Source organism: Enorma phocaeensis, from assembly GCF_016901575.1.
GTDB classification, from domain to species: Bacteria; Actinomycetota; Coriobacteriia; order Coriobacteriales; family Coriobacteriaceae; genus Limicola; species Limicola phocaeensis_A.
Genome location: NZ_JACJKQ010000008.1, coordinates 58,565 through 70,932 on the forward strand (window position 1 = coordinate 58,565; position 12,368 = coordinate 70,932).

Annotated in this window: 9 protein-coding genes; 8 read left to right on the forward strand and 1 reads right to left on the reverse strand. The window is 62.8% G+C overall.

The genetic code is table 11. The features are described 5' to 3' along the window. Window positions 1-171: 171 nt before the first annotated feature. Window positions 172-1,803: an amidohydrolase gene (locus H6A15_RS06145; RefSeq protein ID WP_204672871.1), complete on the reverse strand. Its 1,632-nt coding sequence runs from the start codon at window positions 1,801-1,803 to the stop codon at window positions 172-174. 223 nt (window positions 1,804-2,026) lie between these two features. Between H6A15_RS06145 and H6A15_RS06150 the strand changes: the two genes are divergently transcribed. The 8 genes from H6A15_RS06150 (at window position 2,027) to asnB (ending at window position 12,157) form a co-directional block, all read left to right on the forward strand. After that, window positions 2,027-2,398 carry a helix-turn-helix domain-containing protein gene (locus tag H6A15_RS06150; RefSeq protein WP_204672872.1) on the forward strand — a complete coding sequence of 124 codons (372 nt, stop codon included), beginning with the start codon at window positions 2,027-2,029 and terminating at the stop codon, window positions 2,396-2,398. 115 nt (window positions 2,399-2,513) lie between these two features. Continuing rightward, a complete protein-coding gene (locus H6A15_RS06155; protein ID WP_204672873.1) occupies window positions 2,514-3,698 on the forward strand; it encodes an FprA family A-type flavoprotein in 1,185 nt (394 codons plus the stop codon). A 500-nt stretch (window positions 3,699-4,198) separates the two neighbouring features. After that, window positions 4,199-7,063, forward strand: coding sequence for a proton-conducting transporter membrane subunit (locus tag H6A15_RS06160; RefSeq protein ID WP_204672874.1), 2,865 nt, complete (start codon window positions 4,199-4,201; stop codon window positions 7,061-7,063). A 13-nt stretch (window positions 7,064-7,076) separates the two neighbouring features. After that, window positions 7,077-7,520, forward strand: coding sequence for an NADH-quinone oxidoreductase subunit B family protein (locus H6A15_RS06165; RefSeq protein WP_204672875.1), 444 nt, complete (start codon window positions 7,077-7,079; stop codon window positions 7,518-7,520). A gap of 10 nt (window positions 7,521-7,530) precedes the next feature. Continuing rightward, a complete protein-coding gene (locus tag H6A15_RS06170) occupies window positions 7,531-8,220 on the forward strand; it encodes an NADH-quinone oxidoreductase subunit C (protein WP_204672876.1) in 690 nt (229 codons plus the stop codon). Window position 8,221: 1 nt separating this feature from the next. After that, the gene (locus tag H6A15_RS06175; RefSeq protein ID WP_204672877.1) at window positions 8,222-9,310 is read left to right on the forward strand and encodes a nickel-dependent hydrogenase large subunit; all 1,089 of its coding nucleotides are present in this window, start codon (window positions 8,222-8,224) and stop codon (window positions 9,308-9,310) included. A 6-nt stretch (window positions 9,311-9,316) separates the two neighbouring features. Next, window positions 9,317-9,988, forward strand: a complete 672-nt coding sequence (locus H6A15_RS06180) for a 4Fe-4S binding protein (RefSeq protein WP_204672878.1) — start codon at window positions 9,317-9,319, stop codon at window positions 9,986-9,988. 321 nt (window positions 9,989-10,309) lie between these two features. Then, complete coding sequence (gene asnB / locus H6A15_RS06185; RefSeq protein ID WP_204672879.1) at window positions 10,310-12,157, forward strand: asparagine synthase (glutamine-hydrolyzing); 1,848 nt, start codon at window positions 10,310-10,312, stop codon at window positions 12,155-12,157. The last annotated feature ends 211 nt before the right edge of the window (window positions 12,158-12,368 follow it).

A 12,368-nucleotide genomic window follows, 5' to 3' on the forward strand; every position in this document is an offset into this window, starting at 1 on the left:
TCGATAGTTTTGTAGCGACGGCGTTTTATGGCAAAGCGGCACGTGCCGGCGTGCCGGGACGCTGGAGCGCTGGAACGCCGAGGCGCCGATGCGTCGGAATGCCGCCACGCCGGGGTGCCGATGCGTCGGAATGTCGATGCTGCGTTAATCTCAGGATGCCCGCCTGAGGCTCTAGTGTTCGAAGGCCTTCTCGCCGCGAATGTAGGTGGCGGCTGCGTGCACGAGGTCGATCTCGGAGGGGTCGATGGCGAGGATGTCTCGGTCGAGCACGACGAAGCTCGCCTTGTATCCGGGGCGAAGCATGCCCAGGCCCTCGAAGCCCGCCATGCGGGCGGCTTCACGCGTGTAGAGCGCCAGCGCCTCGGAGACGCAGATCGCCTGGTCTTGGCCAAAATCTGTCCCATCAAAGGCGCGGCGTGTCACCGCGGCCTTGATGTTGGGGAAGGGGTCCGACGGCGTCGCCCACGATGTTGCGGGAGCGTCGGTGGAGATGCACAGGTCGACTCCGGCGTCGAGGAGCGCGCGCAGCGGATAATAGCGGCGGGTGCGCTCAGCGCCAAGGTTGGTGAGGTAGGCTCCGATTTCGGCATAGGGGAAGATGGGCTGCGTCACCACGGCGATGCCGTCACGCGCCATCGTCTCGATCGCCTCTCGTGTAGGCGCGGTGACGTGCTCTATGCGTGCTGCGGGAGCTCCGGGCGCGAGGGGCACTTCCCAGAGGCCGGCTTTGTCGAGACAGGCGACCACCCGATCGATGGTGCGCGTGCCCATGGCATGGGCCGAGAGCTGGCAGCCCGTGCGGCGGCAGAACGCGATGGCCGCGTCGATGTCCTCCTCGGTGCAGGTGGGCATGCCGCAAGCTTCGGGATCGCCCTCGTCGGAGGAGAGATACGGCTTATCAAACCAAGCCGTGCGCCCCGAGACGCTGCCGTCGCATAGCAGCTTGATGCCCGCCATAAAGACGCGGTTGCTGCGGTCCATGGCCTCGGGAGCGATGGCGTACGAGGGATCGTCCTTTACGTAATCCCATAGCATGTAGGAGGCGATGTCCTGCTTGAGGCCTGCCTTGCCCGCGGCGCGCAGGGGAGGGAATGCGTCGCCTCCGTCAAGCGCGCACATGTCGGTGGCGGCGACGATGCCCTGCGACGCCAGAAGGTCGCCAAGGTCGCAGATGTCACGCACCAGGTCGTCCTCGCCACGCTGTGGGAGCACCGAGCATACGAGTTCGCGCGCGTTCTCCTTGAGCACTCCTGTGGGCTCGCCGTTCACGTCGCGCTCGATCTCGCCGCCCTCGGGGTCCGGGGTGTCGCGCGTGATGCCGGCAAGCTCAAGGGCTCGGCTGTTCACGCAGCGAATATGCCCGCAGGAACGCATGATGCACACGGGGGCGTCGGGGCACCCCCGGTCAAGGTCCCAGCGAGTGGGCGAGCGCTTTTCTGCGAGCAGGCTCTCATCGTAGCCCCAGCCTAGAACCCAGGCGTCGGGGTCCTGTTCGGCGTGGCGGCGCGACACGGCTTCGACGAGCTCCTCGATGGAGGTGATGTCGGGGGGAAGGGCGGAGATGCGTTTGCTATAGTCGGCGAGCATGAGCGCGTGCATGTGTGCGTCCACAAAGCCCGGAATGACGCGCGCTCCGCCAAGGTCGACCTCGGGGCAGGCCGAGAGCCCTTGTGGCAAGTCGTGGCAATCGCCGATCCATAGGATGCGCTCGCCTTCGACGACAAGCGTGTCAGCTTGGGGGCGGTCGGGGTCGGCCGTCCAGATCTTGCCGTTGGTATAGCGCGTGCGGGTGGCTGCTGCCATGGTGGCGTCCCTTCGTGTCGAGCCCCATTGGCCCTATGATAGCCAAAGCGGCAGCGTGGCATCTTCTTTACCAGACCTTGACATATTGGTGGGCGTCCTGCATATTCCCTATGATTGTGTAGGAATAACAAGATGCCCGTGGTACGATGACGCATGGGTGGGTCGACGTAATCGGAACCTCGACACTAGAGATGGTTGATCAATGACATCAGCGAAACGAAGCATGTACGGCAAAGAGGTTCGCGAGCGAGCCATCGAGATTCTGGATGCCGGGGCGGGACACCGCGCCCTTGCCGCGAAGCTCGGCATTCCCGAGGCGACCGCGCGCCAATGGGCACGTGCCTACGCTGCCGGCGGCAAAGACGCCGTCTTGAATGCGGGCGCTCGACACCGGGTCTATGAGTATGACGTAAAGCTCGCCGTTGCCCGCGACCGCGTCGAGCGGGGCAAGACGGTGCGCGAGGTCATGATCAAGTACAACGTCCCCAGCGAGTCGTCGGTCAAGGCTTGGTGCCGCCTGTATCGTGCCAAGGGCGCGGCGGCTTTGGTGGACAAGCCTCGGGGGAGAAAGCCCCGCAGCCAAAAAGAGCAGTAAACGCGTAGCATTTTTCAGCAATCTGCGAACGGCCCTGTCGCACGAGTCGCGCGTGCTATGATAGGCGCCAGCAAACGCTGGCATAGCCCGCTGTGAGCGGCAGAAAGGACGCATCATGCTCAACGCGATCGAGATCTCGCCCAAGGTCTGGTGGGTCGGAGGCATTGACTGGAACGAGCGCTCGTTCCATGGCTACACCACCGAGAAGGGCATCACCTACAACGCCTACCTCATCATGGACGAGCAGGTCACCCTCATTGACACGGCGAAGGCGACCTTCACCGACGAGTTCCTGCAGCGCATCTCCCAGGTCGTCGATCCCTCTAAGATCGACATCGTTATCACCAACCACGTCGAGATGGACCACTCCGGCTCGCTGCCGGCGATCCATAAGGTTGCTCCCAACGCCAAGATCTATGCGTCTGCCGGCGCCGGCGTCAACGAGGTCCGCGCGCACTACGGCATCGAGGCCATCGGCGTGAAGAGCGGCGAGACGCTCTCCATCGGCGAGCGCACCCTCACCTTTGTCACCACCCCCATGGTGCACTGGCCCGACAACATGGTTACCTACTCCGACGTCGACAAGATCCTGTTCTCCAACGACGCGTTCGGCCAGCACTTCGCCTCGACCAAGCGCTTCGACGACGAGAACGATCTGTGCGAGGTCATGAAGCAGGCCAAGAAGTACTACGCGAACATCGTGTGGCCCTATGGCATGCAGGCCAAGAAGGCGCTCGACGTCGTGAAGACCCTTGACCTCAACTTGATCGCCCCGAGCCACGGCGTCATCTGGCGCTCCAACATCGACAAGATTCTTGAGAAGTATGAGGCCTGGACCACGTATCAGACGGTCGACAAGGCCGTGGTGGTGTATGACTCGATGTGGCACTCCACCGAGTCCATGGCGCGCGAGATCACCGACGCCTTCATCAAGGAGGGCATCCCCGCCGAGCTCATCGATGTGAAGCACACCCACATCTCGGACATCATGCTCGAGCTCGCCGACGCCAAGTACGTCGCGGTCGGCTCTCCGACCCTAAACTCCAATATGATGCCCACCGTCGCGAGCTTCCTCACCTATATGCGCGGCCTCTCGCCCAAGAACGAGCAGCGCATCGGCCTCGCGTTCGGTTCCTACGGCTGGGCCCCGCTCGGACCCAAGCAGGTCTACGCCGAGCTCGAGAACGCCAAGTTCCAGCTGCCCGTGCCGGTGGTGGCTCAGCAGTGGATTCCCAGCAAAGAGAACCTCGCCGAGCTTCAGGAGACGGTCTGCAAGATGATCGAGGCTGCGCAGGCGTAACGGACGTCTGGATGGCGGACGCCTCTCGGGGCGCGCCGTCGCCGATGAAGGCTTATCTGCGATGTGAAGATGCGGCGGCATGTTCCCGAAGGAGCGTGCCGCCGCATTCTCTTTTGCATTTCGGCCGCTTCGGAGAAACTTCTTCTGCAAAATGGACGAATAGCCGCGTCTCAGGCGCTCTTAGCGTCCATTTTGCAGAAGAAGACCTTCGGAGGTGGCCATTCTGCATAAGAAGTCTCGCCGGGCGTGACGGGATGGTCCCGCCGGGCGTGACGGGGTGGCCACGGCGGACATGACAGGGCGGCAAGTCTGCATATGCGTCCTATATGGAAAGCCTTGGCGGGCTCGGCGGGGCGTTTATTATTCGAGGGGCTGGATTTGGTGCAACCTTCTACCCGTATGCGTCGGCAATTATGCGACCGAGGTATGTAGATTCAGCTACAATACCATGGGTTATTGTCACAGGTTCTCTGTAACCTGGATACAAGAGGGGAAAGCATATGGGTCTCATAGCATTTCTCGTCGCCGTCCCGTTGGTAGCCGCCGTGCTGCTCATGCTGTTCCGTACGGACCAGCAGCGCTCGGTGATTACCGTCGTTGCGGCGGCCGCCACCGGCCTAGGCGCCGTGGCGTTTGCGGTCCAGCATCTGTTCGGAGGCTTCTCGATGTTCGAGCTGCCTCAGCAGACCAGCTACGCCATCACCTGGATCATGACTGCCGTGGATATCATCCTGTGCGCCGTGATTCTGTGGTCGGCGGTGCGCTATCGCAACCGTCTGGCCTTCGTGCTGGGCCTTGTCCAGACGCTGGGCGTCATCTGGTTTGCCAACATGACGCTGCCTGAGGGCGCCGAGCATATGCTCGAGATGCCGCTCTACGTGGATCAGCTCTCGGTGATCATGGTTCTCATCGTGGGCCTTGTCGGTAGCGCCATCTGCGTGTACGCCCTGGGCTACATGAAGGATTTCCAGCATCATGAGCCCGAAGGAGCTCCGGACCGCCGCCATTTCTTTAGCGCGCTCATGTTCTTGTTCCTCGCGGCCATGTTCGTGATCGTGCTCTCCGACAACCTGGAGTGGATGTTCACCGGCTGGGAGATCACCACGGTCTGCTCGTTCCTCATGATCGGCTACACCAAGACCGACGAGGCAATCAAGAATTCCTTCCGCCAGATCAACCTCAACATGATCGGCGGCATCGCGTTCCTTGCCGCGCTCGTGATTATCCATCTCACGGGCCTGCCCATGTCGCTGGCCGCCCTGCCGGTGGTCGCGAACTCCATGGTCGCCCCGCTGCTCATCTTCCCGATCATGCTCCTTTCGGTGGCCGGCCTCACCAAGGCCGCGCAGATGCCTTTCCAGAGCTGGCTTCTGGGCGCCATGGTCGCTCCCACCCCTACGAGTGCGCTGCTGCACTCCTCCACGATGGTCAAGGCGGGCGTCTTCCTGCTTGTGAAGCTCGCTCCGCTCTACCTTGCCTATCCGGTGGCGTCCTTCATGGTGGTCTCCATCGGCGGCATCACCTTCGTGCTCTGCTCGTTCATGGCCATCACCCAGAGCAACGCCAAGCGCGTGCTTGCCTACTCGACGATCGCCAACCTGGGCCTCATCTCCGCCTGCGCGGGCGTGGGCACCTCGGAGGCCGTGTGGGCTGCCATCTTCCTCATCATCTTCCACACCGTGTCCAAGTCGGTGCTGTTCCTGTGCGTGGGCACGGTCGAGCATCGCATCGGCTCCCGCAACATCGAGGATATGGACGGCCTCTTCAGCCGCCTGCCGCACCTCACCCGCTTCATGATGCTCGGCATCATGGGCATGTTCGTCGCGCCCTTCGGCATGCTGGTTTCCAAGTGGGCCACGCTCGTCTCCTTCGCTGAGACCGGCAACGTGCTCTTCTTGATCCTGCTCGCCTTCGGCTCCGCCGCCACCTTCTTCTTCTGGGCCAAGTGGCTCGGCAAGCTTGCCGGCGTCGCCCAGAAGGCCGACAACGTCGAGGGCGGCGTGCACAAGGCCGAGTGGTTCGCCATCGGCTTCATCTCCACGCTGCTCATCGCCTGCTGCGTGCTGCTGCCGGTGATCTCCCAGACGGTCGTGGGTCCCTACCTCGAGGGCGCGTTCGGCGAGATGCCTCAGCTCATCGACGTCGACAACATGCTCATCATGGCCGCCATCGTGGTCTTCATCGCCATCGTGCTGCTCACTCCTTGGGGCCGCGACAGCAAGAAGCGTCGCGTGTCCGTGTACCTGGGCGGCACCTGCACCGATCCGGACGGCCGCCAGTACCATGGCTCCATGGGCCGCACCATGACGAGCTCGAAGCGCAACTGGTATATGCAGGACATCTTCACGGAGAGCCGCCTTACCACGGTGGGCCTCATCGTGTGCACCTCGCTCATCCTCATCGCATATGCCGCATGCTTCGTCTTCAATGTCCAGTTCCTCGCCGGCGGCGCGTTCTTCGTTGACCGCAAGGTGCTTCTGGTCGGCCCCAACCTCTGGGGAATCCTGATCGGCGTTGTGGTGTTCGCCGTGGCCGCGCCCGTGCTCGGCTGCCTGCTTGACGGCCTCGACCGCAAGGTGAGCGCCCACATGCAGGGTCGCGTGGGCCCGCGCCTGCTGCAGCCCTATTACGATGTACGCAAGCTCCTCGTCAAGGAGGGCGCATCGGTCAACGCCATCGACGAGGCGTACGTCACCTGCGCGCTTATCTTCTGCCTGCTGGCGGGCGGCCTGTTCATCTCGGGCTCGAACCTGCTCATGTGCGTCTTTTTGGTCACGCTGGGCACGCTCTTCGTGATCCTCGCCGCCTACTCCGCGCGTAGCCCCTACGCCGACACCGGCGCCGACCGCGAGTGCCTGCAGGTCATGTCCTACGAGCCCATGCTCATGATCATGACGGTGGGCTTCTTCACCGCCACGCAGTCCTTCGACGTCGCGTGCCTCACGCATCTCGACGCGCCCATCATCGTGTCGCTTCTGCCGATCTTTGCGGGCCTGCTGTTCATCCTTACCATCAAGCTGCGCAAATCGCCGTTCGACCTTTCGTACAGCCACCATGCGCACCAGGAGATCGTGAAGGGCATCACCACCGAGATGAGCGGGCGCACGCTCGCCAAGATCGAGGTCATGCACTGGTGCGAGAGCATCCTGTTCCTCATGTGGGTGGGCATGTTCTTCGTCTGGGACAATCCCGCCTCTCTCGTCCTCGGCCTTGCCGTGGCGCTCGCCGCCTGGTTCTTCGAGGTCATGATCGACAACAACTTCGCGCGTATGAAGTGGCAGTCCTGCCTGAAGCTTGCTTGGCTCGTGGCGCTCGTGACGGGCGTCGTGAACCTCATCTACGTCCTCATCACCCCGTTCATCTAAGGAAGCGAGCGTCATGGGATATTCTTCGAAATCACCTTGGCTCATCCATTACGACGGATCGAGCTGCAACGGCTGCGACATCGAGGTCCTCGACAGCATGATGCCGCTCTACGACGTTGAGCGCTTTGGCATCATCAATACGGGCAACCCCAAGCATGCCGACATCTTCCTCATCACGGGGGCGATCAACCACCAGAACGTCAACGTGGTGAAGCACATCTACGAGCAGATGCTTGAGCCGAAGGTCGTCGTGGCGTGCGGCATCTGCGCATGCACGGGCGGCGTGTTCCGCGACGCCTACAACGTGATCGGCGGCGCCGACAAGGCGATTCCCGTGGACGTGTACGCCCCGGGCTGCGCCGTGCGCCCCGAGACCATCATCGACGCCGTGCTCAAGGCCGTTGAGATTCTTGACGAGAAGGCCAAGAAGCTCAAGGCCGCCGAGAAGAACGCTTAGAGGAGGCGTGATGTACACCACTGAGTTCATCGACATCCCGCTTCGGGACCTGCTGACCCGCGTCCAGACGCTCAAGCACGAGGGCATCCGCTTCGTGCAGATGTGCGCCGAGACCACCGAGGCGGGCATCGACCTGCTGTACACGTTCTATGACGAGACCTGCGACAATGCCATTAACCTGTGCGTCTATGGCATCGACGAGACCTCCGAGGTGCCTTCCATCCAGGGCCTGTACTTTGCGGCGTTCTCCTATGAGAACGAGACGCATGACCTGTACGGCGTGCACTTTGTGAACATGGAGCTCGACTTTGGCGGCAACTTCTTCAATGTCGCCACCGACGCCCCGATGACGGTCATCACGCCCGAGCAGAAGGCGGAGCGCGATAAGCTCGCCAAGCAGAAGGCCGCTGCCGCCGCCAAGGCGCGCAAGGCCGCCGAGGCAAAGCAGGCCGCCGAGGCCGACGCCGCTGCCGGCGAGAAGGCAGAGGCCGCAGCCGCCGGCAAGAGCGCCGGCTCCGTGGCAGACAAGGCGGACCCCGCGGCCGCGGCAAAGCCTGCTGCATCCGATGCGGATGCCGAGGCCGAGCGCGCCAAGAAGATGGAAGAGAAGCTCGCCAACATGGATCCCGAGAAGGCTGCCAAGGTGCGCGCGGCGCTTGCCGCCAAGGCCAAGAAGGCGTCCGCGAAGGAGGGGGAGTAGCATGGCAACCCGTTCGGTTTTGCCCTTCGGCCCGCAGCACCCGGTGCTTCCGGAGCCCGTACATCTCGATCTGGTCGTCGAAGACGAGCGCGTCATCGAGGCCATCCCGCAGATCGGCTTCGTCCACCGCGGCCTCGAGAAGCTCGTGGGCAAGCGCGACTTCAATCAGTTCGTCTATGTCGCGGAGCGCACCTGTGGCATCTGCAGCGTCGGCCATGGCTGGGGCTATGTGAGCGCCACCGAGAAGCTCCTCGGCCTCGAGATGCCCCGTCGCGTCGAATACCTGCGCACCATTCTCGAAGAGCTTTCGCGCGTGCACTCCCACCTGCTGTGGCTCGGCCTGCTCGCCGACGCCTTCGGATTCGAGAGCCTCTTCAACCACTGCTGGCGCCTGCGCGAGACGGTGCTCGACATCTTCCAGAAGACCTGCGGCGGTCGCATCATCCTGTCCATCATGATCGTGGGCGGCATGGCGCACGACATCGAGGACTCCGTGCTCAAGGAGGTCTGCGAGAAGCTCGACTCCATCAAGCGCGACTATCACGAGATCGTCGAGACCATGCTGAACGATACCTCCGTGAAGAGCAGGCTGTGCGGCGTGGGCTACATCTCCTTCGAGGATGCCCTCGAGCTCTCGATGGTCGGCCCCTTTGCCAAGGGCTCGGGCGTTGAGCACGACATGCGCACCACCGGCTACAGCGCCTATGGCGACCTCGAGCACTTCGAGCCGATTATCTCGACCGAGTGCGATTGCTATGCTCGCTGCAAGGTGCGCTGCGCCGAGGTCTACCAGGCCATCGACATCATCAAGGAGCTCGTCTCCAAGATGCCGCACGACGGCATCGGCGGCAAGCCCAAGGCCAAGGTCGTGCCCGAGGGCCAGTCTCACGTGCTGATCGAGCAGCCGCGCGGCGAAGCGTTCTACTACGTGCGCGGCAACGGCACCAAGTACCTCGACCGCTTCCGCCTGCGCACCCCCACCTCGCAGAACCTGGGCGGCCTTGTGAAGGCGCTGCAGGGCGTCGATTTGGCCGACGTGCCAATGATCATTCTGACGATCGACCCGTGCATCAGCTGCACGGAAAGGTAGGCGAGCATGGGAACGTTCAAACTGGGAAAACTGACGCTGCGCTCGCTGTTCAGCAAGCCGGCGACGGTTCGCTACCCCTATGAGAAGCGCGACTTCGAGAAGCTCTTCCCGCAGCTGCGCGGACATGTGGTCAACGACATCGACACCTGCATCCTGTGCGGCATGTGCCAGCGCGCCTGCCCCGTCGGCGCCATTACCGTCGACCGCAAGGGCGGCGATTGGACCATCGACCCGTATCGCTGCATCCAGTGCGCGAGCTGCACGCACGAGTGCCCGAAGGACTGCCTGTCCATGGACGTGCACACCACCGAGCCTACGACCGAGCTGCATGTGATCACCATGCACAAGGAGGTCGCCGCGAAGCCCGCTGCGAAGGCTGCCGGCGCCAAGGCCGCGGGTGCAGACAAGGCTGCCGCAAAGCCCAAGCGCGAGCTTACCCCCGAGCAGCAGGCCCGCGTCGAGGCCGCCAAGAAGGCCGCCGCGGCAAAGAAGGCCGCCAAGGCCGCCGAAGCTGGCGGGGACGCCCCTGAGGCAGCGCCTGTCGCTTCCGCCGCGAGCTCTGCCGACGACGAGCGCGCCAAGAAGATGGAGGAGAAGCTCGCCAACATGGATCCCGAGAAGGCCGCCAAGGTGCGCGCGGCGCTTGCCGCCAAGGCCGCTAAGGATGCTGCCAAGTAGGGTCCTCGCCACATCGGATGACGTTGGAGCAGGCTGCTCCGACGGCACCATGTAGATTGCTGGATAGAGCCGGGCCGCTGCCGCTGGTGCGGCGGCCCGGCTTCTTATGTGAGGGGCTCCGCCCAAGGTCGCGCCATGTTGGGATGCCGCGCATGTTCGAGCTTCGCGCTGGCATGCTGCGAGGCGGTTACGGGCGCGCGGAGATTACATGCGGGTTCCAGCAGGTAGGCAGGAGCGTGGTACAGTTCTATGGTTGCTCGCCGGCCCATCGTGGCCCGGCTGGCACTTCAAGCGCTATTACCGGCCGAAAGGAACACGCAAATGTGCGGATTCGTCGGATTCACCGGCTCAATCGATAACAGGCAGGGCGTCCTTACCGCCATGATGGACCGCATCGTTCACCGCGGCCCCGACATGGGTGGTACCCATCTTACGGACGATGTCGCCCTGGGCTTCCGCCGCCTCTCCATCCTGGACCTCTCCGAAGCGGGCGCTCAGCCCATGGGCAACGAGGACGGTAGCGTATTTGTTACCTTCAACGGCGAGATCTATAACTTCCAGGAGCTTCGTCGCGAGCTGGAGGCCGCCGGCCATACCTTCCACTGCAATGCCGACACCGAAGTGCTGGTGCACGGCTACGAGGAGTGGGGAGAGCAGCTGGTCGATCGCCTGCGCGGCATGTATGGCTTTGTGGTCTATGACGGGCGTGCCCACAAGCTGTTTGGCGCGCGCGACATCTTTGGCATCAAGCCGTTCTACTACTACCGGACTCCCGGTGAGGGGGATCTGCTCTTTGGCAGCGAGATCAAGAGCTTCCTCGAGCATCCCGGATTTGTGAAGGCCGTCAACAAAAAGGCGCTGCGCCCGTATCTCACCCTGCAGTTCCCTGCCACCGACGAGACCTTCTTTGCTGGCGTCTACAAGCTCCCCGCCGCCCACTGCTTCACCTACGACATCTCGTCCGGCTCCCTCGAGGTGCGCCGCTACTGGGATGCCGATTTTTCCGATGACAATTCCAAGAGCTTCGAAGAGTATGTCGACGAGTGCGACGCCGTGGTTCACGAGAGCGTGGCGGCCCATCGCATCGCGGACGTAAAGGTCGGCTCGTTCCTTTCCGGCGGCGTGGACTCGAGCTATATCGCGGCCTGCCTCATGCCCGACAACACCTTCTCGGTGGGCTTTGATTACAAGGATTTCAACGAGACGAACTATGCGGCGGAGCTCTCGGACAAGCTTGGCATCAAGAATTTCCGGAAGATGATCTCTGCGGACGAGTTCTTCGATGCCCTGCCCGAGATCCAGTATCATATGGATGAGCCGCAGTCGAATCTCTCCAGCGTGCCGCTGTGGTTCTTGGCGAAGCTCGCGCGCGAGCAGGTGACGGTGGTGCTTTCGGGCGAGGGCGCCGACGAGCTGTTTGCTGGCTATGCCTGGTATCAGGACGTGCCCGCCATCGCCCGATACAAGCGTCTCGTGCCGCGTGGAATCCGTCGCGCGCTCGGCAGATTCGTGGCGGACAAGCACTACTTCAAGGGTCGCAACTTCTTGCTCAAGGGCGCAGAGATGCCCGAAGAGTGGTTTGTGGGCCAGGCATTTGTCTACCGTGCGGACGAGGCGGACGACGTGCTCAAGCCCGAGTACGCCACAGGTCCCGATGCCTTTGACGTCGCGCGCCCCATCTATGATCGCGTGCAGGACTTCTGCCCGCTTTCGAAGCAGCAGTACCTGGACATGAACATGTGGCTGCCGGGCGACATCCTGCTCAAGGCTGACAAGATGTGCATGGCGCATTCTCTCGAGCTGCGCGTGCCGTTCTTGGATAAGAAGGTCATGGAGTTTGCCGAGCATGTTCCGGCGCGCTACCGCGTGAACGAGAACGGCAACAAGCAGGTGCTGCGCCATGCGGCCAACCGCTGCCTGCCCGACGAGTGGGCCACCCGGCCCAAGAAGGGTTTCCCGGTTCCCTTCAAGTTCTGGCTGCGCGAGCAGAAATACTACGACTACGTGAAGGAGTATTTCACAGCGCCGTGGGCGGAGGAATTCTTCGACACCTCGAAGCTCATGCGCATGCTCGACGACCACTTTGAGGGTCGCGCCCTCAACCAGCGCAAGATCTATACGGCGCTGACGTTCTTGATTTGGTACAAGCGCTACTTCATCGACGAATAGCCTCCGATTTGCCGCATAGGGCCCCCTGTTGCCTTCCCCTCGGAGCTCCAAGTTCACGGTGTTTGCGACGTGACGAGTCCGACGGGAAGGCGCGGGGGCTTTTTTGTGGCTCGACGCTGAGAAGACGAGGTTGTGGCGACGGGCCCTCCGGGCTGTGGCGACGGAGGCCTCCGGGAGGCGGTGGGAGCCTCCGGGGGGCGGGGTCCTCAGG